Here is a 26,446-nt window from a genome sequence, read left to right on the forward strand (position 1 = left end):
CCCACATATGACATTGACATGCATCAAACAAAAACGCGGACATCTGTGAAGAAGTCCGCGATCATGATTTACATCAACACGTCGCACTAAAAGATTTGCGATAGCGCGCGACGAGATGCCTCATCAGCCCTTCGGGAGCTTGAACTGCATCGATTTGTATTCGAGGTACTCCTCGAGGCCGTACGCGCCGTTTTCGCGGCCGTGTCCGGACTGCTTGAAGCCGCCGAACGGCGCGGCCATGTTCCATGTGCCGCCGTTAATGTCGATCTGGCCAGTACGAATGCGGCGCGCCACGCGCATCGCGCGCTCGTCGCTGCCGGCCCAAACCGCGCCGCCAAGGCCATACAGCGAGTCGTTGGCGATCGCCACGGCGTCGTCCTCATCCTTCGCCGTGAGAATCGTGAGCACCGGCCCGAAGATCTCCTCCTGCGCGATGGCCGCGTCGCGCGGCACGCGGCCAAACACGGTCGGCTTCACGAAGAAACCCTGTGTCACGCCTTCCGGCATGCCGGGACCGCCGCTCACGAGCTCGGCGCCGTCGGCCATGCCTCGCTCGATGTAGTGCAGCACGCGCTCCTGCTGCACCTTCGAGGCGAGCGGACCGAGCTTCGCTTTCTCGTCGCGCGGGTCGCCCACGGTAAACGCCTCTGCGGCCTGCTTCGCCAGGTCTCGCGCTTCTTCGTAGCGCGATTCCGGCACGATCATGCGCGTGTGCGCCGAGCAGGTCTGCCCCGAATTCAGGAAGCATGCGCCCACCGTGCCCTTCACGGCGGCCGCAAAGTCGGCGTCGTCGAGCACCACGGAGGCCGACTTGCCGCCCAGTTCCAGCGCAACGCGCTTGACCGTGGCCGATGCGACTTCCGACACACGCTTGCCCGCGCGCGTCGAGCCGGTAAACGACACCATGTCGACGTCCGGATGGCGCGCGAGCACCTCACCCACCACCGGGCCGTAGCCCGTCACGAGGTTGAACACGCCCGCGGGCAGGCCTGCCTCATGGATGGCCTCGGCAAGCACGAATGCGTTGAGCGGCGCGACCTCGGAAGGCTTGAGCACGACAGTGCAGCCCGCGGCGAGCGCGGCGGCGACCTTGAGCGTGATCTGGTTGAGGGGATAGTTCCACGGCGTGATGGCCACGACGACGCCCACCGGTTCGCGCACGACGAGCGAGTTGCCCACGCGCTCTTCGTACTGGAAGTCGCTTGCGAGCTTCGCGTAAGCGCCCCAGTTGTAGACCGGGCCGCCCACCTGGATGGCGCGCGCGAGCTTGAGCGGCATGCCCACTTCGCCAGCGATCAATTGCGCGAGTTCGTCAGTGCGGGCCTTGAGGTTGTCGGCGATTTTCTGCAGATATGCACCGCGCTCGGCGGCCGGCGTTGCGGCCCAGCCCTCGAAAGCGGCGCGCGCGGCGGCGACGGCAGCTTCGGCGTCCGCTTCGATACCTTCGGGAATGCGGCCCATCACCGCTTCGGTGCCCGAGTCGATCACGTCGATCGTGCCCTTGCCTTGCGGGGCGACCCACTGGCCGTTGATGTAGAACTGCGCGTAGTTGTTCATGGGCGGTGCTCCTGTCTCCGTGTTCGTTTGCGATTTCATCGCGGCGCTCGCCGCGGCGACAGTGCATTCTAGCCTGCTTGACGCATACGTAAAGCCGGCGTGCAGCAAGCACATTACGACGCCGGAAAAACAAAACGGGCGACGCTCACGCGCCGCCCGTTTTCATTTCATGCCTCGATCAGCGACCGAGCCTCAATGCAGCCCCTGGCTCGCCAGGAAGTCTTCGTAGTTGCCGCTATAGTCCTTGACCGTGCCGTCGGTCTTCACCTCGATGATGCGGTTGGCGAGGCCATTCACGAACTCGCGGTCGTGCGACACGAAAACCAGCGTGCCTTCGAACTTTTCGAGCGCGATCTGCAGCGACTCGATCGACTCCATGTCCATGTGGTTCGTGGGCTCGTCCATGAGCAGCACGTTGTGGCGACCGAGCATCAGCTTGCCCCAGATCATGCGGCCCTTCTCCCCGCCCGACAGCACCTTCACCGACTTCCTGATGTCGTCGGCGTTGAACAGCAGGCGGCCGAGCGTGCCGCGCACCGACTGCTCGTCGTCGCCTTCCTGGCGGTACTGGTCGATCCAGTCCATGAGCGTGACGTCGGCCGGGAACTCTTCGTACGTGTCCTGCGGCATGTAGCCCACGCTCGCGTTCTCCGCCCACTTCACCGAGCCGTTGTCGACAGCCAGGTTGCCCAGCAGCGAGCGCAGCAGCGTGGTCTTGCCCGCGCCGTTCTCGCCGATGATCGCGATGCGCTCGCCCGGCTGCACGCTGATGCTGAGCTTGTTGAAGATGCGGCGCTCGTACGTCTTCGTGATCTCTTCCGCGACCACGACGATGTTGTGCAGCTTCTTCTCGAACTCGAAGCGGATGAACGGGTTCTGACGCGAAGAGGGCTTGAATTCCTCGATCTTGATCTTGTCGATCATCTTCAGACGGCTGGTGGCCTGGCGCGCCTTCGACTTGTTCGCCGAGAAGCGGCGCACGAAGTCCTGCAGGTCGGCCACGCGCTCCTTCGCCTTCTGGTTCGCGGCCTGCTGACGCTCGCGCGCCTGTGCGGAAGCGAGCATGTAGTCGTCGTAGTTGCCCGGCCAGACCTTCAGCGTGCCGTAGTCCATGTCCGCCATGTGCGTGCAGACCTGGTTCAGGAAGTGTCGATCGTGGGAGATGATGATCATCGTCGAGTTGTACTCGTTCAGAACGTCTTCCAGCCAGCGGATCGAGTTGATGTCGAGGTTGTTGGTCGGTTCGTCGAGCAGCAGAACATCGGGCTTCGAGAACAGCGCCTGCGCGAGCAGCACGCGCAGCTTCCAGCCCGGCGCCACACCGCTCATCGGGCCGTTGTGGAAATCCGTGCCGATGCCGATGCCGAGCAGCAGTTCGCCCGCGCGCGCTTCGGCCGTGTAGCCGTCGTACTCGGCGAACTTCGCTTCGAGTTCGGCGGCGTGCATGTAGTCGTCGTCGGTAGCTTCGGGGTTCGCGTAGATCGCGTCGCGCTCGGTCATCGCGGCCCACATTTCCGTGTGGCCCATCATGACGACGTCGAGCACGCGCACGTCTTCGTACGCGAACTGGTCCTGGCGCAGCTTGCCCAGACGCACGTTCGGCTCGAGGATGACGTTGCCCGAGCTCTGCTCGAGGTCGCCACCGAGGATCTTCATGAACGTGGATTTGCCGCAACCGTTCGCGCCGATCAGGCCATAGCGGTTGCCTTCGCCGAATTTGACCGAGATGTTCTCGAACAAGGGCTTCGGCCCGAATTGCATGGTGATGTTGGCGGTAGAGAGCACAGCGCGTCCCGGTAAGTAGATCGACGAAAAACCTGTAATTTTAGCAGGTTATGCCACTTCGCGCGCGAGTTCCAGCCGCACGGACAGCTCTGGGTTGGGCCTGCCCCGCGCAGCATGACACGGCTGGAAGTGAGGAATGTGAAGCCCGCCCTGCGCGCCGGTTACAACGGGGCCACAACGCTTGCGGGCAGCACCTGCAGGCGCCCGCGCGACTCAGGATTCGCCGGTGCGCGGCGTCTGCAGCACGTCGATGAATCCCGAAAAATCGGCCTGCGCGAGGCCCATGGCCGCGGCCAGACGCAGCAATTGCTGGACCGTGCCCGAAACGGGCATGGGCGTGCCCGTCTGCGCGGCCGCAGCGGCGATCGTGTCCACATCCTTCTGGAACGTCTTGAGCGCGCCGATAGGTTCGAGCCCTTCCTGCGTCATGCGCGGCACGAACGTGCGCAGCAACGTCGAATCGGCCCAGCCGCCCGCGAGCGCCTCGGGCAGTTTGGCCGCATCGATACCGCTGCGCCGCGCGAGGCTCACCGCTTCGGCAATCGCGGCGACCGTGGCCGTGACGATCGCCTGGTTGCACAGCTTGGTGGTCTGGCCCGCGCCCGCGCCGCCCATATGGGTCACGCGCGCCGAGTAGGCAGCGAGGATAGGCGCAACGGCGGCGACGTCGGCCGCCGCGCCGCCCGCCATGATCGCCAGCGTGCCGTTCTGCGCGCCCGCCACGCCGCCCGAAACCGGTGCGTCGACCCAACCCACGCCGAACGCCGCCGCGCGCTCCGCGAGCCTTTGCGTTGCGTCCGGAGGGATGCTCGAGTGATCGACGATGCAGCGTACGCGCACGCTTTCGCCCGACGCAACGGCCAAAAGGCCGTGCTCGCCGAACACCACCTGCTCGACCGCCGCCGCATCGGCGACACACAGCAGCACCACATCGGCCTCGCGCGCCAGCTCGTTGGGTGTCGCGGCCACTTGCGCACCGTCGGCGATCAACGCCTCGGCCTTCGCGGGCGTCCGGTTCCACACTCGCACCGCGTGCCCGGCACGCAGCAAATGACGGATCATCGGTGCGCCCATCAGCCCTGGTCCGCAAAAACCCAGTACCTGCTCATTCATGCTTTTCGTCTCCTGCTTCCTCTGTTGCCGGCGTGTTGCGCCCGTTCCTGCCGGACACGCTCGATGCCCGGCTTCACGCGAGGCGCCATCATAACCGGCGCTGGAACCGTTCATGTTTGCGCTGGCGGTCTGTTGCCTATACTCGATTGACGCGCCCACGTCGCGCGTGCTCCCGAGGAGACACTGCCATGAGCGACCACGTCTACAAGCAGATCGAACTGACCGGCTCGTCGAAGGTATCGAGCGACGACGCCATCCGCTGCGCGATCGCACGAGCGTCGAAGACACTGCGTTATCTGCACTGGTTCGAAGTCGTGGAAACGCGCGGGCTGATCGAAAACGATCAAATCTCGCACTGGCAGGTCACGATCAAGGTGGGCATCCGCATCGACGACTGACGCGTCGCGGCTTCGGGCCGCGTCGGCGCATCGCCTGCCGCATGACGATCAAGGCAAAACGGCTGCGCGAGCCTCGCGGGCTACACGCAGCCGTTTCGCGTACGCATGTCGAAATCGTACGAAGAAAGCGCACGCGCCGCCGTGTGAGACGGCACGTGCGCTCACCCCATACTTATTTCGGCAGCGAGCCGTCCACGCCTTCGACGTACCAGTTCAGGCGTTGCAGTTCCGGATCGGTCAGCGATTTGCCGGCCGGAATCTTGACTGCGCCCGCCTGATCCTTGATCGGGCCCGTGAAGACGTCCCACTTGCCGCTCGCGATCTGATCGCGCTTCGTGGCAACGGCCTTTTGCGCGTCAGCCGACAGTTCGGACGTGTTGACGTCGCCGAGATCGACGGCCTTCTGCGGGATGCCCCACCACACGGGGTCGTTCTTCCACTTGCCGTCGAGCACCTGCTGGATCACGGCGACGTAGTACACGCCCCAGTTCGCCTCGACCGAGCCGAGGTGCGCGTTCGGGCCGAACTTCTTCATGTTCGAATCCCAGCCGAATGCGTGGACGTGCTTCTCTTCGGCCGTCGCGAGCGTGGCGCTCGAGTCGGTGTTCTGGAGCAGCACGTCGGCGCCCTGGCCGATCAGCGTTTCAGCCGCTTGCTTCTCCTTGCCCGGATCGAACCAGCTGTTGATCCAGATGACCTTGGTGTGCACCTTCGGATTCACCGAACGCGCGCCGAGCGTGTACGCGTTGATATTGCGTACGACCTCGGGAATCGGCACGGAGGCGACGAAGCCGAGCGTGTTCGTCTTCGTCGCGTAGCCTGCCGCGACGCCCGCGAGATACGCGCCCTGATACATGCGCACGTCATAGGTGCCGAAGTTCGGCGCCTTCTTGTAGCCCGTTGCGTGGAGGAACACGGTGTCCGGGAAATCCTTCGCTACCTTGAGCTGGAAGTCCTGATAACCGAAGCTCGTACCGAAGATGATCTTGTTGCCCTTGTTGGCGAGATCGCGAAACACGCGCTCCGAGTCCGCCGATTCCGGCACGTTTTCCACGCGCGTGATCTTGATCTTGTTGCCGAACTTCTGCTCGGCGGCCTTCGAGCCCTGATCGTGCGCGAAGGTCCAGCCGGCATCGCCCGGATTGCCGAGGTAGACGAACGCGACGCCCGGCGCATCGGCGGCGTGGGCCGCGGGCGCGAGCGCCGCCGTGCCGCACGTGGCGGCGACGGCGAAAGCGGTCAGGATGGTTTTTTTCATCGTGGATCTCCTGTCGTGGATTGGAAAACGGCGAGCATTTAATGCGTGTTGTTTAGTATTCCGTACTGCCACTACATGCTTTGCGGCTACCTGCCAGGCGGCCGCACCAAGGCGGCCGCACCTAGGTGGCCCCACCTAGGCGGCGCCAAAGAACGGTTTGCCAAGCGAAGCCGGCGCGTTCAGGCGGATCGTGTTCGGGTTGCGCGAAATGAGCACGAGCACGACGATCGTCGCGACGTACGGCAGCATGGCGAGGAACTGCGTGGGCACCGGCACGCCCACGGCCTGCGCGTAAAACTGCGCGCCCGTGACCGCGCCAAAGAGCAGCGCGCCGATCAGGAGACGCCCCGGGCGCCACGTCGCGAACACAACGAGCGCAAGCGCAATCCAGCCGCGCCCTGCCGTGATTTGCTCCTGCCACAAATGCAGCTGCACCACGGAGTAATAGCTGCCTGCGAGCCCGGCCATGGCGCCACCGAACGCCGTCGCGCCATAGCGCACGCCAATCACGGGAAAGCCCACCGAATGCGCGACCTGCGGCGACTCGCCCACCGAGCGCAGCACGAGTCCGGCGCGCGTGCGATAGAGGAACCAGCCGACCACGGCGAACATGATGAACGCGAGGTAATCGACGGGCGTGAGGCTGAAGAACGCCTGCCCGACCACCGGCAGTTGCGAGAGGCCCGGAATCGGCCAGGTTGCGATGGTCGCCGACGTGGCGGCCGACGTGTACGGTTTGCCGACATATGCCGAAAGCCCGACGCCAAAGATCGTGAGCGAGAGCCCTGTCGCGACCTGGTTGGCGAGCATGGTGAGCACGAGGAAGCCGAACAGTAACGACATCACAATGCCAGCGGCCATGCCCGCGACGAGGCCAAGCCATGGGCTGCCGGTAATGGTCGTGACCGCGTAGCCCGTCACGGCGCCCATCAGCATCATCCCTTCCACGCCGAGGTTTAGGACCCCAGACTTCTCGGTGACGAGTTCGCCCACGCCCGCAAACATGAGCGGGATGGCGGCGGTGACGGCGCTCGATGCGAGCGAGCTGGCTTGCTGGATATCCATATCGTGTGGCCTGTTTCGTTGTTCTCAGGATTGCGCTGATCAGTTCGCGGCCGTGACCGAATGATGGCGGCGCACGCGATAGTTCACGAACAGGTCAGCGCCAAGCAGGCAGAAGAGCAGCAGCCCCTGAAAGACGCCGGAAAGCGCCTGCGGCAATTGCAGCGACGTCTGCACTGCTTCGCCGCCCAGATAGAGCAGCGCCATCAAGAGGCTCGCGAGCACGATGCCGACCGGATGCAGCCGCCCGACGAACACGACGATGATCGCCGTGAAGCCATAGCCCGGCGACCACGTCGCCTGCAGTTGGCCAATGGGGCCGGCAATTTCGCCCATGCCCGCGAGCCCCGCGAGGCCGCCGGAAAGCAGCAGCGACGTCCAGATCGTCTTTTTCTCCGAGAAGCCCGCATATCGCGCGGCGAGCGGCGCGAGCCCGCCCACGCTCATGCGGTAGCCCGCGAAGCTGCGGCGCATGAAGAGCCAGACGAGCGGAATGGCCGCGAGCGTGAGGAAGATCGACGCGTTCAGGCGCGTGCCGCGCAGCCAGTGGATGCGCCAGTCGCCACCGAAGGTCGGATAAAGCGCGTCGCCGCTGAACATTTCGGAGAGCGGAAAGTTCATGCCTAGCGGGTCGCGCCAGGGGCCGCTCACGAGCCAGATCAGCAGTTGCGTGGCGACGTAGGTGAGCATGAGGCTCGTGAGAATTTCGTTGGTGTTGAAGCGGCTCTTGAGCCACGCGGGAATCGCCGCCCACGCCATGCCGCCCAGCACGCCCGCGAACATCATCAGGAACAGAATCCACCAGCCCGTGGATTGATCGAAGTAGATCGCCACGCCGCTCGCCGCGATGCCGCCCAGCACCATCTGCCCTTCCGCACCGATGTTCCACACGTTGGCGCGATAGCCCGCCGCGAGACCGAGCGCGATCAGGCAAAGCGGCGAGGCTTTGAGCAAGAGTTCGGACCAGCCGTTGACGCTCGAAAGCGGTTCGATGAAGAACGCGTGCATGGCCTGCAAGGGATCGCGGCCCACAAGGCCGAAGATCAGGAAGCCAATCGCGAGCGTGAGCAGCGCCGCAATGACCGGCACGGCGATGCGCACTGTGCGCGAGGGCGTCGTGCGGGCTTCGAGTCGGTACGGGAAGATCATGGTCGTGAAATCGGTGGGGGGTCTCGAGTGGTTTATCAGCGTGCGCGTGTCGTTCTGTGCCGCATATCAGGCGTTCGCCACGGTCTGCGCGGGCGGCTCGCCGTTCGGCCGGCCGCCGCCTCCATGTTCGGTGCGCTCGCCAAAGAGCCCCGCCATCCAGCGGCCGATTTCCTCGGCGTTCGTCTCGCCAGTCAAACGCGCGGGGGAAAGGCGTCCGCCTGCGAGCACGGCAATGCGGTCGCAGATGTCGAACAGTTCTTCCAGTTCTTCCGAGATCACGAGTATCGCCACGCCGCGCGCCGAAAGGTCGAGCAACTGCTGACGGATGAACGCCGCCGCGCCCACGTCCACGCCCCAGGTGGGCTGTGCGACCACGAGCACCTTCGGCGCCTGGAGAATCTCGCGCCCGACGATGTACTTCTGCAGATTGCCGCCCGAGAGGCTCTGCGCGAGCGCGTCCGGGCCGCCGCAGCGCACATCGAACGCATCGATGCAGCGCTCGGCGAACGCGCGCATTGCGCCGGTCTTGAGCCACCCCGTGCGCACCATGCCTTCGCGGTGCGCCGTGAGCAAGGCGTTTTCGGCAAGCGACATGGCCGGCACCGCGCCGCGCCCCAGCCGCTCCTCCGGCACGAACGCGAAGCCGAGCTTGCGGCGCGCCCCGGCGGAAAGCCGTCCTGCAGGCTTGCCGCAAATCTTGACCGCATCGGCGCTCACGCCGTGGCGTGCCGCTTGCGCCTCGCCCGAGAGCGCCGCGAGCAATTCCGCCTGGCCGTTGCCCGAGACGCCGGCAATGCCGAGAATCTCGCCTGCATGCACGCTGAACGATACGTCGTTGAGCGACGTGCCGAATGGGTCGTCGCTCGGCATCGACAGATGCTTTGCCTCGAGTAGCACGTCACCAGGCGTGTGCGCGCGCCGCGTATAGTCGGGCAACTCGCGCCCCACCATCAACCGCGCGAGGGAGGCGTGCGTTTCTTCGCGCGGAATAACGTGGCCCGTGACCTTGCCGCCGCGCAGCACGGTGGCCGTGTCGCAAAGCTCCTGGATTTCGTCGAGTTTGTGGCTGATATAGAGAATGCTGCAGCCTTCGGAGGCCAGCCTCCGCAGTGTGCCGAACAGCTTGCGCACGGCTTGCGGCGTGAGCACCGAAGTCGGCTCGTCCATGATCAGAAGACGCGGGTTCTGCAGCAGGCAGCGCACGATTTCCACGCGCTGCCGCTCGCCCACCGTGAGGCTATGCACGTGGCGCTGCGGATCGACATCGAGGCCGTATTGCGCCGACACCTCGCGAATGCGTTTGCCGAGCGTTTTCAGGTCGAACGGTTCGTCGAGCGAAAGCGCAATGTTCTCGCCGACGGTCAGCGTTTCGAACAACGAAAAATGCTGGAACACCATGCCGATGCCGAGCTTGCGCGCCGCAGCCGGATTGGCGATTTCGACCACCTGGCCTTCCCATCGAATCTCGCCGGCGTCCGGGCGCACCGCGCCGTAGACGATCTTCATGAGCGTGCTCTTGCCCGCGCCGTTCTCGCCGAGCAAGGCGTGTATTTCGCCCGGCGCGACCGAGAGCGTGACGTCGTCGTTCGCGCGCACCGCCGGGTACTGCTTGGTGATGCCGGCAAGCGCGAGGCGCGGCACGCCGCTGCCGTCCTGCGCAAGCGTTGCCTGACGTGAAGAAGAATCACCCATGGAGGTTCCGCCGTTGTACGTTATTGCTGTCCGAAAACCGTTTGATGCTTACCGCTTTGCCCAGGCGCCGTGCGCCGCCGTGCGGGGGTGACGATACCTGTTAGCCCCCCGCAGGTCGAGCCGCCAAAAATCGCTGTTGCCTCGCTGCACGGGCCGCCCGGCCTATGTCTCGGGGTAAGCCTCGCTTGACGTCACTTTTTGTCCATATTAAAAACGATATACCCCCAAGCCCTATCGATCAGCCAGAACATATAATTCGGAGAATTCATGAGTCAGCAACGCGAGGCGATCGACACGTACCTCTTGCGCGTCTTGCACACGCTTCTGATGGAGCGCAGCGTGACACGCGCGGCCGTCAAGCTCAATCAGTCCCAGCCCGCAATCAGCGCGGCGCTGCGGCGTCTGCGCGACATCACCGGCGACCCGCTGCTCGTGCGCGGCAAGTCCGGCATGGTGCCGACCGAGTACGGCCTGCGCCTGCTCGAGCCCGTTCAGAACGCGCTGCGCGAGATCGAGCGCATCCGCTTCCAGCAACACAATTTCGACCCCGCCACTTCCATCCGCTGTTACCGGATTGGCTGTCCTGACTATCTGAACGTCCTGTTCGTGCCGACCGTGGTCGAGCGCTTTCGTCAGGCCGCGCCCAACGCCACACTCGAGTTCCACTCGCTCGGGCCCGCGTTCGACTACGAGCTCGCGCTCGAGGAAGGCAAGCTCGATATCGTCATCGGCAACTGGCCCGAACCGCCCGAACAGCTGCACCTCTCGAACCTGTTCGTCGACCAGATCGTTTGCCTGATGAGCAACACGCACCCGTTCGCCAAGCGCGGCGGGCTCACACTCGACCAGTACCTGAACGCGCCGCATCTCGCGCCCACGCCCTATTCCGTGGGCCAGCGCGGCGCCATCGACGTGCACCTCGCCCGCGAGCGCCTCAAGCGCCACGTGGTCGTTACGCTCCCGTACTTCAATCTCGCGCCCTACGTGCTCGTCAAGTCGGACCTGGTCTTCACGACCACGCGCCTTTTCGCCGACCACTATGCGCGCTTCCTGCCGCTCACGGTCGTGCCCGCGCCGCTCGACTTCCCGCCGATGCAGTACTACCAGTTGTGGCACGAACGCTGTCATTACTCGGACGAAGTACGCTGGTTGCGCAGCCTCATCGCCGAAGCGACGAAGACGCTGATCGACAAGCCTTGAGTATCACGGCCGCAGGTTGCTGCGGCCGCCTGACTGCTTCTACACCCTTGTGCGTTGCGCGCTGACCTGACTTAGCGCGCCATCTCCACGAGTTGCGCCGCGAGCCGGTTGTGCCGCTCGATGACCGGCCCGAGCTCCACCGTCTGCAACACGCCCTCCTTCACGACCACGCGCCCGCCGATCACGCTCAGCGCGACCTGTGAGGGCGCGCAAAACACCAGCGCCGCGACCGGATCGTGCAGCGCCCCGGCGAAAAGCGGCTGGCGCAAGTCGAACGCCACGAAGTCGGCCGCCATGCCGGGTGCGAGCGCGCCAATGTCGTCGCGGCCCAGCACCTGCGCGCCGCCCAGCGTCGCGATTTCGAGCGCTTCGCGCGCCGTCATGGCGTCCGGGCCGAAACCCACGCGCGCAAGGAGCATGGCCTGACGCGCTTCGGCCACCATCTGCGCGCCGTCGTTCGACGCCGAGCCATCCACGCCAAGTCCAACCGGCACGCCCGCGAGCCGCATCTTTTTCACGGGCGCGATGCCCGAGGCGAGCCGCATGTTCGAGCATGGGCAATGCGCGACGCCCGTGCCGGTGCGGCCGAATAGGCCGATACCGTGGTCGTCGAGCTGTACGCAGTGCGCATGCCATACGTCGCGGCCCACCCAGCCGAGATCCTCGGCGTATTCGGCAGGCGTCATGCCGAACTTTTCGCGGCTGTAAGCAATGTCGTTGACGTTCTCGGCGAGATGCGTGTGCATCGACACGCCGTAGTGCCGCGCGAGCACCGCCGATTCGCGCATCAGATCGCGGCTCACCGAGAACGGCGAGCATGGCGCCACCACGACGCGCAGCATCGCGTACCGGCCCTCGTCGTGATACGTCTCGATGAGGCGCTGCGTGTCGGCAAGAATCGCGTCTTCGCGCTCGACCACGGAATCGGGCGGCAAGCCGCCGTCCTTCTGCCCGACGCTCATGCTGCCGCGGCTCGCATGAAAACGCATGCCGATGCGTTGCGCGGCGCGAATGCTGTCGTCCAGACGACTGCCGTTCGGGTAGATGTACAGATGATCGCTCGACGTTGTGCAGCCCGAGAGCAGCAGTTCCGACATTGCCGTGAGCGTGGAGACCTCGATCATCTCGGGCGTGAGGTTCGCCCATACCTTGTACAGATTCGTGAGCCAGCCGAACAGTTCGGCGTCCTGCGCGGCCGGCACGGCCCGCGTGAGGCTCTGGTACATGTGGTGATGCGTATTGATGAGTCCCGGCGTCACGAGGTGGCCGCTCGCGTCGATCACCTCGTCGGCCGTGGCGGGCAACTCCGCCGTCGTGCCGACCGCGACGATGCGGTTGCCTTCGATATAGAGACCGCCGCCGCGAATTTCGCGGCGTGCGCCGTCCATCGTCACCAGCATGTCGGCGTTTTTCACCAGCAAGGTCTTGCCGGCCTTTTGCGGGTCCTGGCCCTGTGCGAGTGTGCGTTCCATCGTCCTTGTTCGCTCCGTTGTCGTGCCGCCGCAAGCCCTTAGCCCTTCTCGCTCGCGCGGCGTGTGAACCAGACGCCCTCGCCTCACCCGCCGGCCTCGCCGGTCGCCCAGGCGCCCGGTGCCGACGCGTCCCGACGAGGACGCCGCTGGCCCGGTTACCCGGCGTCCACCGCCGTCTTCGGGACGCGCAGCACGCGCTGCGCATGGCCTCTACGATCCGCAACCAAAATAGTCATGGCAATTCGCGCCACTGCGATACCCACATTTACGCCACGCATATAAAGGTCGATTTTTGGCGTCGCTACGATGCAAACAAGGGGCGCGGCGTCGATCCGGGGCGCAATCGACGATTGGACCCATGTGGCACCCACGCGGCACCCAGGGCGTACCCTCATGCTCGCGGATTTATCTTTCCTATCGCTCGCGCTCGCCGGGGGCGATCGTTCTTAAAATGCGTTCACGGCGCTCGCTTCGATCCGCCGACGGGTATGTAGCCACTGACGTGGAGCCTCGATCCGCCGCAATGCATCATGCATGGGATCGAGAGCTGCCGCTGAAACCTCGCAATCGCACCAGGCACTCACAAGGAAAACTGCGAATGGGCAAGCTGACTACCCACGTGCTCGACACCGCGAACGGCCGTCCCGGCGCGGGCATCAAGGTCGAGCTCTTTGCGCTCTCGGGCGACGCACGCCGCGCGCTCAAGACCGTGACCACCAATGACGACGGCCGCTGCGACGCGCCGCTGCTCGAAGGCGAGGCGCTCGCCAAAGGCGAATACGAACTCGTGTTCCACGCTGGCGACTACTTCGCCGCCTTAGGCGCGAACGTGCCCGAGCCGCGTTTCGTCGACCGCGTCGTGCTGCGCTTCGGCATCGCCGACGCCGGCTCGCACTACCACGTGCCGCTACTCGTGTCGCCGTGGTCGTACAGCACGTATCGGGGCAGCTGAGCGGCAACTGAGCGGCAACGGAACGACCACCGCAGCACATTCTCAGAGGGCATTGCGGGCGATATTCAAGCCCGATTCAACGAGCCCAAGGTCATACGAACAACAACGGCGGCGCGGCAGCGCGAGGGTCGGCGAACGGCCCGGGAACTGCACGGCGCGCTCATACCCCGCAGTTAGCGTGTGCGAACCAACGCGCGCGCCTTGCATCAGGACTGGAGACGTTTCATGGAAGGCTTTATTACCGACTGGCTGAACCTCGCACTGCGCTGGTTCCACGTCATCGCGGCGATCGCCTGGATTGGCGAGTCGTTCTATTTCGTCGCGCTCGACAACAGCCTCAAACCGCCCACGGACCCGAACCAGCGCCGCCGCGGCGTGTTCGGCGAGCTGTGGCACGTGCACGGCGGCGGCTTCTACAACATGCAGAAGTACACCGTGGCGCCGCCAGAAATGCCCGACGACCTGCACTGGTCGAAGTGGCCGTCGTACACCACGTGGCTCTCGGGCGCGTCGCTTTTCACCGTGCTGTATCTGATGGCGCCGAACACGTATCTCATCGACAAGAACGTGCTCGACATGGGTCCGGTCGTCGCGGTCTTCTCGGCGCTCGGCTTCCTCGCCGCGGGCTGGATCGTCTACGACTCGCTGTGCCGCGTGCTCGGTACGAAAGACAAACTGCTCGGCGTGTGCGTGGGCATCTACGTGGTGATCGCCGCTTACCTCGCCTGCCATATCTTCTCCGGCCGCGCTGCGTATCTCATCATGGGTGCGATGCTCGCGACGATCATGTCGGCCAACGTGTTCTTCGTCATCATCCCCGGCCAGCGCAAGATGGTCGCCGCGATGCTCAAGGGCGAAGTGCCGAACCCGATCTACGGCAAGCGCGGCAAGCAGCGTTCGGTGCACAACACCTATTTCACGCTGCCCGTGGTGTTCGCGATGCTCTCGAACCACTACGCCATGACCTATGCCCACGCCTATAACTGGGCCGTGCTCGTGGTGATCATGCTGGCCGGCGCGCTGATTCGCCAGTTCTTCGTGATGCGTCATCGCGGCCAGCAGCTGTGGTATCTGCCGATCGGCGGCGTGGCGCTGATGTTCGTCGCACTCGTGTGGACGCTGCCGCGTCCGGTCGTGCCGCAGGCCGAAGCCGCAAATGCGCCGGCGCTCAAGGTCTCGGACATCCAGCCGATCCTGCAGCAGCGCTGCGCGTCCTGCCACTCTGCTCACCCGACGATGATGGGCGCGGCGCCCGCCGGCGTGATGTTCGATACGCCCGATGAAATCTCGCAGAATGCGCAGCGGCTGTATCAGCAGGCTGTGACGCTCAAGGCGATGCCGCTTGGCAACGTCACGCATATGACCGACGACGAGCGGCAGAAGATTGCGATGTGGTTCCAGGGGGGCGCGAAGCAGTAACGTAGCCGGCAGCGCGTATCGAATGATTCGCGCGCTGCCAACCAGGAAAGGAAGGACCCGAAGTGCGATACGCTTCGGGTCCTTTTGCTTTTGGGGGCGCGTTTCGAATGGCCTGCGTTTCGGGCAAGCCTGACGAGGACGAACTGCTCCAGCTCGTTGTCACAGCGCGCTATAAGCTGAACGCAGCCGGATACCCGATCGACGCCGTGCGTGCGCACAGCCCCAAAAGAAGCGTTCACCAAAGGTCGCTGCGCTTTGCGCACACATCAGATGGCAGGCAAGTTCCGCGCTTGCGTGACTGTTACGCGCGGCTGCGCCTGCGCGTGGGCGCATCGAAGCGTGTCGAGATTGAACCGGCGCTCGCGCTCGGCGGCCAAATCGATCCACGTATGCGCCTTCCTGAACCAACCGCGGCCTTCTTCTCGTCGGCGCCGCCCTCTCCCCGCGAAAGTGAAACCGTTGCGCAGACGCACAAGAATCTGGCGCAACGGCTCATCGAGCGAAGCGAACCGCGCAAACATAAAAAAAGCCACGACGTCGGTCGTGGCTTTTTGAACTGCTCGGGAATGCAGATGATCAGCGTATCGCCGCGTTCATCGCCTCTTGCGTCAACCAAAGCGACTCAGGCAAATCCTGCTCGTTGAGATTGAGCCCGTCGCCGCCGCGATCGACGACGATGAAATCGGTTACCTCGCCCAAAGCGATCAGCGGATGGTGCCAAACGCCCTTCGCATAGTTCACGCCCTGCCAACCGCGTGATACGAAAGCGCGAATCTGCGTGACATCCAGATCGCCAGCCGGCGCGACCACCACGAGATACGGCTTCTCGTTGAGCGGCACGAACGCCTGGCTGCCAAGCGGATGCCGCTCGAGCATCTTCACTTCGAACGGCAGTTCGCGAGGCTGCCCGCGAAACAGATTCACGAGCGTGCGGCCGCCTTCGTCGGTGACATCCACTTTCGCGAGGTCGTGATAGCGGATTGTGGTACCGAGATTAATCGGAATCTGCTTTGCGCCTGCCAGCTCAATCACGTCGCCGAATGGCGCGAACGCCTCGCGCGTGAGCGGCTCGATGGTCAGCGTCGTCCTTGTTTCACTCATGATGGCCTCGTCACCCGATCACGCGAGCGTGCCCCACAGACGCACGCGCGAAACGCCGCCATCGGGGAAAATGTTGAAGCGTACGTGCGTAACCGGGCCGAGCGCGGCCAGCTCACTCTCAAAGTAGTGCTGCTTGTCCATTTGCAGCTTTTGCTCGCCGAGCAGCACCGGCCAGAACATGGCCTGGGTCACGAGCGAGCTGTCCGTGCCACCGACCACGCGCGCGGCCTGGAACGAGCAGCGGTCGGGGTAGTTGCCCTTGAAGTGCGCCGTATCGACTTCGATCTTCTTGATGATGCCCGGTTGCGCGAGCGCGATGATCGCCCAGTCGTTGCCAGGCTCGCGGCGGCGGCGCGTTTCCCAGCCGTCGCCCATGTTCACGCCGCGACCCGGCATGAGCAGCGTGGAGGCCATGCCAAAGTGCTGGTTGTTCGCGCCAACGAGGTACGCGCCGTTTTCCATCGCGGCCAGGTCAAACAGTTCGGTGCGGCTCGCGCCCGCCCAGTCCACTTGCGGCTGGCCATACACGCGCAAACGCGCAATGCCGCCATCGGGATAGATGTTCACGCGCAAGTGCGTGTACGGCTTCTCGCTCGATACTTCCACGTAGTGGTGGCTATTGCCGTTCAACGAGGTCGAGGGGACGATTTCCGTCCATTGCGTCGTCGCAGTGGGTGCGCCGTCCGCCACATACGCGCCTTCAACCGACGCCGCCGGCGGATAGTTGCCCGTAAAGTGGCTCGTATCGATATCGAGGCCCTTGATGACGCCCGGGCGCGCGAGCTTCACGATGCACCAGTCGTAGCCGGTCGTGCGCTTGCGGCGCGTTTCCCAGCCGTCCATCCACTTGCCGTGTTCGTCGTACTTGCCCGGAATGAAGACGGCAGCCTCCGGATTGAGCATGCGATCCTTCGGTGCGAAGAAGTCGTCGCTCGCCTCGAGCGCCTGCGCACCCAGGCGCGGGTCCGCGAGATTCACGAAGCGGCGCGTGAAATCAGGGGCGTTGGGGTCGAGAGTCGGGAGTGCCATCGTTGTCTTCCTTCGTGTCTTTTCTGTAGATCAAAACGGCGCTGCGCCCTCTCGCGAAAAACCGGAGGGCGCATCGCCACGTTACGCGTCGATCAGTTCATCCAACCTGAAGCGCGCAATGCGGTAAATCTGGTCGAGGCTCGCGCGCATTTCATCGGCGCGGCTGTTGTTCACGCGCGCCTCGAAGTTCGCGATGATGCCGTGGCGGTCATAGCCGCGCACAGCCAGAATGAATGGGAATCCGAACTTCTCTCGATACGCGCCGTTGAGCGCGAGGAGCTTGTCGAACTCTTCCTGCGTGCACTGATTCAGGCCCGCGCCGCTTTGCTCGCGCGTGGACTCGGCAGTCAGCTCGCCGCGCACGGCAGCCTTGCCCGCAAGCTCCGGGTGGGCGTTAATGAGCGCAAGCTGCTTGACCTCGCCCGAGGCTTCCACGGCCTGCGACATGGTGCGATGCAGCGCGTCGATGCTTGCAAACGGGCGCTGCTGCGCGGCCGCTTCGGCCACCCAGGGCGAGTGCTCGAAGATGCCCGAAAGCGCCGCCACGAAGGCGTCGGCCGAAGCTTGATTCAGCTGTTCGAGGGTGTAGTGCATTGCCTTCATGCGGCGGCCCCGCGGTGGTCGTTCTGCTGCGGTTGATAGGGATGATGCTCGCGCCAGTGGCGCGCGATGTCCACGCGGCGCGTGACCCACACGCGCTCATGTTTTTCGATGTGATCGAGAAAGCGCTGCAGCGCACGAAAACGCCCTGGGCGCCCGAGCAGCCGGCAGTGCATGCCGATCGACAGCATCTTCGGCGCCTCGTTGCCTTCTTCGTAGAGCACGTCAAACGCGTCGCGCAAGTACGTGAAGAAGTGGTCCGCCGTGTTGAAGCCCTGGGGCGACGCGAAGCGCATGTCGTTCGTGTCGAGCGTGTAAGGCACGATCAGTTGCGGCACCGTCTTGCCGCCCGTGACTTCCACGTCCATCCAGAAAGGCAGATCGTCGCCGTAGTAATCGGAGTCGTAGAGGAAGCCGCCATACTCGGCCACCAGACGATGTGTATTCGGGCTGTCGCGGCCCGTGTACCAGCCGAGCGGGCGCACACCTGTCACGCGCTCGATCGCTTCCATGCCGAGCTTCATGTGCTCGGCTTCTTTGGCCGGCGAAACGTCCTGGTAATGAATCCAGCGGTAGCCGTGGCACGCGATCTCGTGGCCCAGCTCGACGAATGCGCGCGCGACTTCGGGATGACGCTCGATCGCCATGCCCACGCCGAACACGGTAAGCGGCAAACCGCGCTTTTCGAATTCGCGCAGGATGCGCCACACGCCCGCACGCGAACCATATTCGTAGATCGACTCCATGCTCATGTGGCGCGCGGGATACGCAGCCGCGCCCACGATTTCGGAGAGGAACTGTTCGGAGCCGGGGTCGCCGTGCAGCACGCAGTTTTCGCCGCCTTCTTCGTAGTTGAGCACGAACTGCACCGCGACGCGCGCCTGGCCGGGCCAGTTGGCCTGCACCGGATACCGGCCATAACCGATCAGATCGCGGGGATATTGGGGATCGAGTGGCATGCTGGTCGAATCAATCGAATAGAGAGGATGAGACGAATATCCGCGCAACGGCAAGGCGCCGTGAAGCGGCCGCCGGCGCTGTCTGGCCAGGCGTGGCGGACGGTCCGCGCAACCTGCTTACAGGACCGGTTCAGTGTAGCGAAATCACCCGTACGCGCCCATACGCACGCTCAGATAGTACGGGTCAAGCGAGGTGTATGTGGCCGCCCGGTTTGCCGGACAGATGGGCGGCCACATCGGCTCGCAGGCGTTACACGTTTACCCGTAGCGCAGCGGGCGCACGGGCGGCGGCGTCTCCGTGACCGGCGCGAGGTTGGTCGGGCTGAAGCGCGCGAAATCGCCGTCGTAACGCTTGGCCAGCGGCCGCGCGAAGTCACCCCGCTTGGCGGTCGTCAGGCGCAGTGCGACGAGCGCCTCCACCCATTTCACGGCGGCCGTCACACCGTCCACCACGGGCACGCCCAGCGCGTCCTCCACTTGCGCGCACAAACTCGTCATGCCCGCGCAACCCAGCACAATGGCGTCCGCGCCATCTTCCTCGAGCGCACGGCGGCACTCTTCGACGATCGCGCGGCGCGCGGCCGATCCCGGCTCATCGAGTTCGAGCACGGCCACGTCGATCGCACGCACGTTGCGGCAAAAGCGCGTCATGCCATAGCGCTCGGCGAGATGCCAGGCCATTGCGCGGGTGCGCGAGAGCGTCGTGACGACCGAGAAGCCGGGCGCGAGCACGCTCGCCGCATGCATCGCGGCTTCCGCGATGCCCACGACGGGCCCGCGAGCCAACTCGCGCGCCGCGTAGAGGCCTGGGTCGCCAAAACACGCGATCACGTAGCCGTCGAAGCCTTCGCGCTCGCCCGCCTCCACTTCGGCGAGCAGACCAGGTGTGGCGAGCGCCTCGTCGTAATAGCCTTCGATCGACGGCGGGCCCATCGTCGGGCTCACCGCCACCACCTCCGTGCCCGGTGCGATCACGGCACGCGCGCACTGCTCCATCGCCGCGGTCATACGCTGCGTGGTGTTCGGATTGATCAGTTTGATGCGCATTTCGATTCCTTCGTCGATGCCTGGTTTTGCGTGCCGCTCATGCCTTTGCGCGAGCGCGTTCGCCCATCGTGAGCGCGCGATAGAACAGCGCGCCGAGCGCTGCGCCAATGAACCACGAGAAGTTCGCGGCACCTCCGAGCGACGGCACCATCACGCAGAGAATCGCGATCACCGCTGCGGGCAACAAGGCCGACACCGCACGCCAGTTCACGCCGTTGCGATACCAGTACGCTCCCTTCGGCGACACCGAATAGAGATCATCCACGGCGAGACGTCCACGCTTCACGAGATAGAAGTCGATAATCAGGACACCATACAGAGGCCCGATGAAAGCACCGAGTATGTCGAGCGTGTAGTGGATCACAGCCGGGTTGTTGAAGAGATTCCACGGCGTGATGAAGATCGAGGCGACGGCAGCGAGCATGCCCCCCGCACGCCAGCTGATGAGCCGCGGCGCGACATTGGAAAAGTCGAACGCGGGCGAAACGAAGTTCGCGACGATGTTGATGCCGATGGTCGCGATCGTGAACGTGAGTGCACCGAGAATCACAGCGGTGGGGTGGTCGATGCGGCCGACCGTTTCGACGGGATCAGTAATCAGTTCTCCGAACACAGGAAGCGTGGCCGACGTCGTGATAACCGTGACGAGCGAGAATGCGAGGAAGTTGACGGGCAGACCCCAGAAGTTGCCCTTGTGAACGCTTTTGAGCGACTTGCCGTAGCGCGAGAAGTCGCCGAAGTTGAGCATCGGCCCCGAGAAGTACGACACCACGAGCGAGATAGCCGTGATCATCACGGGAATCACTTCTGCACCGTGATACTTCACACCGCCGAGATTCAGCCCAATGTTGTGCCAGCCCGCGCGATACACCATGTAGCCCGCAAGCGCGAACATCACGACATAAACCGCCGGGCCCGCGAAGTCGATGAACTTCTTGATGGTCTCCATGCCGTTCCAGAACACGAGGGCTTGAAGCACCCAGAGCGTCATGAAACCGGCCCAACCGACAGCCGACAGCCCAAGCAGGCCGTGCTTGTGCACATCGGCATAAGGCATGAGTTGCGGAACGAATTTGAGCACGACGATCACGAGCGCGCTCGAAGCAAGATAGGTCTGAATGCCGTACCACGCCACGGCGATAAGGCCGCGAATCACAGCGGGGATATTGGCCCCGAGCACGCCGAAGGTACCGCGACAGGCCACCGGGTACGGCACGCCGTGACGCTGGCTGGGCCGCGCGATCAGGTTGCAAAGCACGTTGACGATGGAGATGCCGACGATCAGCGCTACGAGCACTTGCCAGCTCGTGAGGCCAAGCGCGAAGAGGCTCCCCGCGAACACGTAGCCACCGACGCTATGCACGTCGGACATCCAGAACGCGAAGATGTTGTACGCGCCCCAGGTCTGCTCCTTGAGCGGCGCGAGGTCGTGGTTGTAGAGCCGCTCGCTGTAGCCGGCCGGCAAGCGCAGGTTTTCTGCGGACTCGCTGCTTTCGCCGGATTCGAAATTGGGCACTGCCGGACTGCCAGGTGACGCGCTGAACTGAGCCATGATCCGCTCCTTGGATGGATTTGCCGACGGAAAAAAAGACGCCTGAACGCCTCGAAACGCGTGCGTACCGCCGCTGGACGCGGCCGCCGCGATATCCCCGAATGGTTTTGGCCCTTGCAGGCACCGCACCGGTCGCCGCTTGCTGGCGCCCTGTAACGCTGTGCCTGTGTGAGCCGTACGCATGCACGGCATGCGCCCCACTCCATCCTTTTCAGCCGCGGCGGCCACCGTACGTCGTGAGCCGCCGCGCTTTACTGCAATCCTTTACCGCAATCCGCTTCAAGTCCCGCTTCAGTGCCGCCTCAGAAGCCGCTCAGCGTCCGTGCGCAGCCGCCTCGCGAGCGCCGAACACTTCCTGTAAATCGACCGAAGCGCCTGCCGGCCGGTCAAGCATCCGGAGCTCGACACCCTGCAAATGGCGCACCATGAGCTCGACTGCCTCTTTCTCGTTTCCGGCCTCGAGCGCCGCGAGAATCGCCTCGTGGTCGTCGAACGAACACGGGCTGCGGCCCGGCGATTCGTAGAGCGCCGAAATCAATGTCGAACGCGCCACGAGTCCATTGAGGCAATCGCACAGCACCGTATTGCCGGTGAGCGTGGCGAGCGACGTATGGAATTCGCCTGAAAGCCGGATCCACGTCGGAAAGTCGCGCCCTTCAAAAGCCTTGCGCTCGCGCCGGATCGTCTCGCCGATGCTTTTCAAACGACGGTTGCCATGCTGCGCGCTGCAAATTCGCCCCACCACGGCCAACTCGATGATCCGCCGCATTTCAAACACCTCGTGCACTTCCTGCAGCGTCGGGCTTGCGACGAACGCGCCACGATTGGGCTCCAGATCCACGAGATGGTCCTTCGCAAGCAGCGCGAGCGCCTGGCGGATCGGGCCGCGCTTCACGCCGAATACTTCGCACAACTGTGCTTCCGTCAACTTCGCGCCTGGCGGCAGCCGGTGCTCGAGAATCGCTGCGCGGATTCGCGCGGCGATGGCTTCGGGCTTCATGCCGGTTGCTTCGGCGTCGATATCGGTCTTTGCCATGGCTCGGGTCTCTATGTTGGGTATCCTAGGTTGGACATAAATATTGTCAACAATTTTTTGGACGAACCTGGGGAAGATCCCCACGCACGCACCTGCTGCCACATGCTTCTTATCGGTGAAAGGCGCTTTATTTCGGGGAATTCAGCACCTGCATGGTGATTCTCTGCCCCAACTCGGTCGCATTTTTTGTCAACAATTTACGGAAGAAGCGTTGCAATGAACATGGTCGGACGCCGCTCGGATCTGGCCGTTAGTTGCGTAATAACCCATAAAAAAAGCGCCCGAAAGCGCTTCTGTGGCAGTGCGGAATCAGCTCAAATACGGATAATCGCTCACGGTCAACTCGAAGCCATGAGCCGTGCTGCTCAGTTGTGCCGGCGCGCCCATCGGCAACGTGACCATATCCGGAATATGGCCGAACGGCAGGCCCGTCACCACCGGAATGCCAACCAAAGCGCGCACCTGCTCCACCATTTCACGCAGATCGTAGCCGTTGTCGTAATCGAACTGCTTGTGGCCCGAAAAGTCGCCCAGCACCAGCGCTTGCTGACGCGCGAGAATGCCGGCCAGGTGCAACTGGTAAATCATGCGCTCGATGCGAAACGGCTGCTCGTTCACATCTTCCACGAACAGGATACCGCCCTCGACAGGCGGCAGATAAGGCGTGCCGATCAACGAAGTCAGCACCGCCAGATTGCCGCCCCAGAGCGTGCCCGAAACATTCGTCGATTGAGCCTGGGGCGCATTCACCTTGAGCGTGTAGCTCGGTTTCGAGAGCGCGTCCCAGAAGTGATGCATCGTGAAACTACTCAGGCTTTCAGCGCCGAAGTCGCTGCACAGCATCGGACCGCCGAACGTCGTGAGCCCGGCGCGCGCGAGCAGCGCGAGCTGAACGGCGGTGAAGTCGCTATGCCCCACAAACGCAATGGGCTGGTCCTTCAAGCGCCGCTGCAGTCCGTCGTAGTCGAGGCCGTGGAGGATGCGCACTGCGCCGTAGCCCCCGCGCACGGCGAGCACGATGTCCGGCAAATCGCGCGACGGGTCGGCCAGGCGATTCAGTTCGGCCGCGCGCTGGCCATCCGTGCCGGCAAAACGCTGATAGCGCCGCTCGGTCGCCTGCACGCCGTCGACGTGATGGCCCTGCGCGCGCAACCGTGCGAGCCCGCGGTGCACCGCTTCCGGGTCGTGCGGATAACCAGACGGTGCGATCAGTTCGATGGTGCGATGAATGGTCATGTCGAATTCGATTCAACCGTGAGATTCAACCCGCGGGTTCGTTCGGACCGGCTATGCCGGTTCCTCCCTGCGCTTCCTCGGCCTGTGTGCGAGCCGCACGGCGCGCTTCCCGGCTCGCACGGCGCCGGTCGGCGAAGAACGATCGCAACGCCTCGCCGCACTCGTCCGCCAGCACACCACCTGACACGCTCGTGTGGTGATTCAACTGCTCGTTGGCAAAGGCATCGACCACGCTGCCGCATGCGCCGGTTTTCGGATCATGGGCGCCGAACACCACACGTGCGATACGCGCGTGCATGATCGCGCCGGCGCACATCAGGCACGGTTCAAGGGTCACATAGAGTTCGCAGCCGGGCAAGCGGTAGTTACCCAGCGCGTGAGCGCCCGCGCGCAACGCCGCCATTTCCGCGTGTGCAGACGGATCGTGCGCGCCGATCGGGTGATTGAAGCCCGAAGCAATGACTTCGTCACCGCGCACGAGCACCGCGCCCACGGGCACTTCGCCGGCAGCGCGCGCCTCTTCGGCTGCGGCCTGCGCGAGGCGCATGAAATGCTGGTCGCGCTCGGAGACGGGACCGGGTTGGGAGGCAGGTTGTGGGGCGGATTGTGAATCGTCCCCGGACGCCGGCACGAGCGAATCGGCGGGAGCCGGGCCAGCCTTCAGACTGGCAGCCGGGTGCGCCTCTTCACGCTCGCCGCCAGGGGCCTGTGGCTGAACGGGAGAGCCCGTCACGCCGCCCCCGCCGAGAGCGCCAGCTGGCCGGACTCGCCGGCGGCACGTTCGGACAGGCGCTCCGCAATGCGGCGGCGATATTCGTGCGGCACGACCATCGGGCCGCCGCGCAAGGATTCGAGCGCCATGTCGAGCGCGAGCATGCGCGCGCGCAGGCGGCATTGCGCGGCCTTGTCGCCCACGGCGGCGAGGTCGTCTTCGAGGTCGCGCAAGGCTCGCAGCTGTTCGACTGCGGGCGGCACGAAACCCGCATTCTTCAGGATGCGGTGGGCTATGCGCACTTCTTCGGGCACGAGCAGGTCGTCGTCGAGCGCCTGCGGCGCACCGGCGCCGGGCAGGTCGTCGAGGTCACCGCGCGCGGCTGCGGCGGCAATCCGTTGTTCGACGAGGGCATCAAGCAATTTCATCAGCAATCCACTACGTTGCGGCCCACGCATTCTATCAGGGTAAGACCTGGAAGACCGTGCGCCGCTGGCATGTGTGTCATCGACTTCTTACGGCTTGACAGGCTTGGGGTTTGATGCGGGATGAATGGCCGCAGACGACGAAACCTGGAATTGTCTGATGGCACGGGGCTGCGGCCGAGGCGTATTGTTAAGCGGTTAGACCCGCCACGCCGTCTTCACCCTCGATGATGAAACAACACATCCGCCTCAAACGGCCCGCTACGCGGCGACTTCGCCTCGCCACCCTCTGCCTCCTGCTTACCGCCAGTCTTTCGGGCTGCGGCGTGTTCTGCGGAGCGGCAGGCGGCAGCGGCGGCGGCGTTGCCGGTGGTTGCGGCGCCGGCATGCGATTCTGACCACCAGACGCAAAAACGCCGCTGGCGCGTCCGGTTTGTACCGGCACCCCAGCGGCGCTAGAAAGATTGACGGGCTCTCAGCCCTGCCCTCAGTCCTTCATCACCTTGCCGACCGCGTCGACCACAACGCTCACGTTCTTCTCATTCAGCCCGGCCACGCACATGCGGCCCGAGCGCAGGATATACACGCCGAACTCTTCCTTCAGGCGCTCGACCTGCTTCTCGCTCAAGCCCGTATACGTGAACATGCCGCGCTGCTTCACGTAGCGCGCGAGCGCCGCTTCGCTCGCATGCGCGCGCAGGCCGTCGTGAATCGCCACGCGCATGCGCGCAATGCGCTCGCACATCGCCGCCAGCTCCTGCTCCCACGACGCCTTCAGTTCCGGCGTGCTCAGCACACGCGTGACGATCTTCGCGCCGTGAGTCGGCGGATTGCTGTAGTTCGAGCGCACCGAGCCCGTGAGCTGGCCGAGCACACGGTCGGCCGCCGCCGCGTCCTCGCAGATCACGTGCAGGCCGCCGCAACGCTCGCCGTAGAGCGAGAAGTTCTTCGAGAACGAATTCGCCACCAACGCCGGCACACCGCGGCGCGAGAGCTCGCGCACCGCGAACGCGTCGTCCTCGAGGCCCGCGCCGAAGCCCTGATACGCCATATCGACGAACGGCAGCAGATCGCGCTTTTGCAGCACGTCGATCAGTTGCTCCCACTGCCCGCGGTCCAGATCAACGCCCGTCGGGTTGTGGCAGCACGCGTGGAGCAGCACGACGCTCTTCGCCGGCAGCGCGTCGATGGACGAGAGCATCGCCTCGAACTTCAGGCCGCCCGTCACCTCGTCGTAGTACGGGTACGTGTTCACCGTGAACCCCGCACGCTCGAAGATAAAGCGGTGGTTCTCCCACGTCGGATCGCTCACCCATACCTGGCTGGTCGCGAAATAGCGCTTGATGAAATCGGCGCCGACCTTGAGCGCGCCCGAACCGCCCAGCGTCTGCACGGTCGCGATGCGGCCGGCCGCGCGCGACGGGCAGTCAGCGCCGAACACCAGTGCCTGCACGGCGTCGCGGTACTGCGCGAAACCCGCCATCGGCAGATACGGCTTCGGGCCCGGCTCTTCGAGAATCGCCGCCTCGGCCTTGTGAACGGCCTTCATGACGGGCAGACGGCCTTCGTCGTCGAAGTAAATGCCAATGCTCAGATTGACCTTGCTCTGACGCGGGTCCTTCTGAAAGTTCTCGTTGAGCGAGAGGATCGGGTCGCCGGGGTAGGCATCGATGTGTTCGAACATGCTGTTTA

The 26,446-nt window shown here is 64.3% G+C and carries 24 protein-coding genes; 5 read left to right on the top strand and 19 right to left on the bottom strand.

Features of this window, described 5'->3' with window-relative positions; translation table 11 throughout:
• Positions 1-123: 123 nt before the first annotated feature.
• The 3 genes from U5A57_RS04790 to U5A57_RS04800 all read right to left on the bottom strand — a co-directional run bounded on the left by U5A57_RS04790 (position 124) and on the right by U5A57_RS04800 (position 4,455).
• A complete protein-coding gene (locus U5A57_RS04790) occupies positions 124-1,557 on the bottom strand; it encodes an aldehyde dehydrogenase family protein (protein ID WP_321908678.1) in 1,434 nt (477 codons plus the stop codon).
• Between the two features lie 192 nt (positions 1,558-1,749).
• Positions 1,750-3,342, bottom strand: a complete 1,593-nt coding sequence (locus tag U5A57_RS04795; protein ID WP_321908680.1) for an ABC-F family ATPase — start codon at positions 3,340-3,342, stop codon at positions 1,750-1,752.
• Between the two features lie 213 nt (positions 3,343-3,555).
• Entirely contained in the window at positions 3,556-4,455 is a 900-nt protein-coding gene (locus tag U5A57_RS04800; RefSeq protein WP_415774579.1) for an NAD(P)-dependent oxidoreductase, read from the bottom strand.
• Between the two features lie 188 nt (positions 4,456-4,643).
• Between U5A57_RS04800 and U5A57_RS04805 the strand changes: the two genes are divergently transcribed.
• Positions 4,644-4,853 carry a dodecin gene (locus tag U5A57_RS04805; protein WP_158757712.1) on the top strand — a complete coding sequence of 70 codons (210 nt, stop codon included), beginning with the start codon at positions 4,644-4,646 and terminating at the stop codon, positions 4,851-4,853.
• A gap of 172 nt (positions 4,854-5,025) precedes the next feature.
• On the opposite strand, the gene U5A57_RS04810 is transcribed toward U5A57_RS04805, so the two are convergent.
• From U5A57_RS04810 to U5A57_RS04825, 4 genes are all read right to left on the bottom strand, one after another.
• Complete coding sequence (locus U5A57_RS04810; protein WP_321908682.1) at positions 5,026-6,111, bottom strand: BMP family ABC transporter substrate-binding protein; 1,086 nt, start codon at positions 6,109-6,111, stop codon at positions 5,026-5,028.
• Between the two features lie 135 nt (positions 6,112-6,246).
• Complete coding sequence (locus U5A57_RS04815) at positions 6,247-7,176, bottom strand: ABC transporter permease (protein ID WP_321908684.1); 930 nt, start codon at positions 7,174-7,176, stop codon at positions 6,247-6,249.
• Positions 7,177-7,215: 39 nt separating this feature from the next.
• Entirely contained in the window at positions 7,216-8,322 is a 1,107-nt protein-coding gene (locus tag U5A57_RS04820) for an ABC transporter permease (RefSeq protein ID WP_321908685.1), read from the bottom strand.
• 66 nt (positions 8,323-8,388) lie between these two features.
• Positions 8,389-10,014 (bottom strand): ABC transporter ATP-binding protein, encoded by a 1,626-nt coding sequence (locus U5A57_RS04825; RefSeq protein WP_321908687.1) that lies wholly within the window; start codon positions 10,012-10,014, stop codon positions 8,389-8,391.
• Positions 10,015-10,281: 267 nt separating this feature from the next.
• Between U5A57_RS04825 and U5A57_RS04830 the strand changes: the two genes are divergently transcribed.
• On the top strand, positions 10,282-11,214 hold the full coding sequence (locus U5A57_RS04830; protein WP_158757707.1) for a LysR substrate-binding domain-containing protein: 933 nt from the start codon (positions 10,282-10,284) through the stop codon (positions 11,212-11,214).
• Positions 11,215-11,285: 71 nt separating this feature from the next.
• Here U5A57_RS04830 and U5A57_RS04835 read toward each other — a convergent pair whose 3' ends face one another.
• Positions 11,286-12,686 (bottom strand): 8-oxoguanine deaminase, encoded by a 1,401-nt coding sequence (locus tag U5A57_RS04835; protein WP_321908689.1) that lies wholly within the window; start codon positions 12,684-12,686, stop codon positions 11,286-11,288.
• Positions 12,687-13,284: 598 nt separating this feature from the next.
• On the opposite strand from U5A57_RS04835, the gene uraH reads away from it, so the two are divergent.
• The 3 genes from uraH (at position 13,285) to U5A57_RS04850 (ending at position 15,701) form a co-directional block, all read left to right on the top strand.
• On the top strand, positions 13,285-13,638 hold the full coding sequence (gene uraH / locus U5A57_RS04840; RefSeq protein WP_321908690.1) for a hydroxyisourate hydrolase: 354 nt from the start codon (positions 13,285-13,287) through the stop codon (positions 13,636-13,638).
• Positions 13,639-13,863: 225 nt separating this feature from the next.
• Positions 13,864-15,057, top strand: a complete 1,194-nt coding sequence (locus U5A57_RS04845; RefSeq protein WP_321908692.1) for a urate hydroxylase PuuD — start codon at positions 13,864-13,866, stop codon at positions 15,055-15,057.
• Between the two features lie 107 nt (positions 15,058-15,164).
• Complete coding sequence (locus U5A57_RS04850) at positions 15,165-15,701, top strand: hypothetical protein (protein WP_321908693.1); 537 nt, start codon at positions 15,165-15,167, stop codon at positions 15,699-15,701.
• Here U5A57_RS04850 and U5A57_RS04855 read toward each other — a convergent pair.
• The 11 genes from U5A57_RS04855 to U5A57_RS04905 all read right to left on the bottom strand — a co-directional run bounded on the left by U5A57_RS04855 (position 15,634) and on the right by U5A57_RS04905 (position 26,438).
• Entirely contained in the window at positions 15,634-16,158 is a 525-nt protein-coding gene (locus U5A57_RS04855; protein ID WP_321908695.1) for an ureidoglycolate lyase, read from the bottom strand. The genes U5A57_RS04850 and U5A57_RS04855 overlap by 68 nt on opposite strands.
• 18 nt (positions 16,159-16,176) lie before the next feature.
• On the bottom strand, positions 16,177-17,187 hold the full coding sequence (gene alc, locus U5A57_RS04860; RefSeq protein WP_321908696.1) for an allantoicase: 1,011 nt from the start codon (positions 17,185-17,187) through the stop codon (positions 16,177-16,179).
• Between the two features lie 81 nt (positions 17,188-17,268).
• Positions 17,269-17,790, bottom strand: a complete 522-nt coding sequence (gene uraD, locus U5A57_RS04865) for a 2-oxo-4-hydroxy-4-carboxy-5-ureidoimidazoline decarboxylase (protein ID WP_321908698.1) — start codon at positions 17,788-17,790, stop codon at positions 17,269-17,271.
• Positions 17,787-18,746, bottom strand: coding sequence for an allantoinase PuuE (puuE, locus tag U5A57_RS04870; protein WP_321908699.1), 960 nt, complete (start codon positions 18,744-18,746; stop codon positions 17,787-17,789). The genes uraD and puuE overlap by 4 nt, the downstream gene beginning before the upstream one ends.
• A gap of 258 nt (positions 18,747-19,004) precedes the next feature.
• On the bottom strand, positions 19,005-19,793 hold the full coding sequence (locus U5A57_RS04875; protein ID WP_321908701.1) for an aspartate/glutamate racemase family protein: 789 nt from the start codon (positions 19,791-19,793) through the stop codon (positions 19,005-19,007).
• Positions 19,794-19,830: 37 nt separating this feature from the next.
• Positions 19,831-21,345 carry an NCS1 family nucleobase:cation symporter-1 gene (locus U5A57_RS04880; RefSeq protein WP_321908702.1) on the bottom strand — a complete coding sequence of 505 codons (1,515 nt, stop codon included), beginning with the start codon at positions 21,343-21,345 and terminating at the stop codon, positions 19,831-19,833.
• A gap of 313 nt (positions 21,346-21,658) precedes the next feature.
• Positions 21,659-22,381, bottom strand: a complete 723-nt coding sequence (locus U5A57_RS04885) for a GntR family transcriptional regulator (protein ID WP_321908703.1) — start codon at positions 22,379-22,381, stop codon at positions 21,659-21,661.
• A gap of 309 nt (positions 22,382-22,690) precedes the next feature.
• Positions 22,691-23,617, bottom strand: coding sequence for a muramoyltetrapeptide carboxypeptidase (ldcA, locus tag U5A57_RS04890; protein ID WP_321908705.1), 927 nt, complete (start codon positions 23,615-23,617; stop codon positions 22,691-22,693).
• A 25-nt stretch (positions 23,618-23,642) separates the two neighbouring features.
• The gene (gene tadA / locus U5A57_RS04895) at positions 23,643-24,248 is read right to left on the bottom strand and encodes a tRNA adenosine(34) deaminase TadA (RefSeq protein ID WP_321909193.1); all 606 of its coding nucleotides are present in this window, start codon (positions 24,246-24,248) and stop codon (positions 23,643-23,645) included.
• A 98-nt stretch (positions 24,249-24,346) separates the two neighbouring features.
• Positions 24,347-24,757 carry a DnaJ family domain-containing protein gene (locus U5A57_RS04900; protein WP_321908707.1) on the bottom strand — a complete coding sequence of 137 codons (411 nt, stop codon included), beginning with the start codon at positions 24,755-24,757 and terminating at the stop codon, positions 24,347-24,349.
• Between the two features lie 484 nt (positions 24,758-25,241).
• Positions 25,242-26,438, bottom strand: a complete 1,197-nt coding sequence (locus tag U5A57_RS04905) for an amino acid aminotransferase (RefSeq protein WP_321908709.1) — start codon at positions 26,436-26,438, stop codon at positions 25,242-25,244.
• Positions 26,439-26,446: the final 8 nt, after the last annotated feature.

Source organism: Paraburkholderia sp. J11-2, assembly GCF_905220185.1.
Taxonomy (GTDB): domain Bacteria; phylum Pseudomonadota; class Gammaproteobacteria; order Burkholderiales; family Burkholderiaceae; genus Paraburkholderia.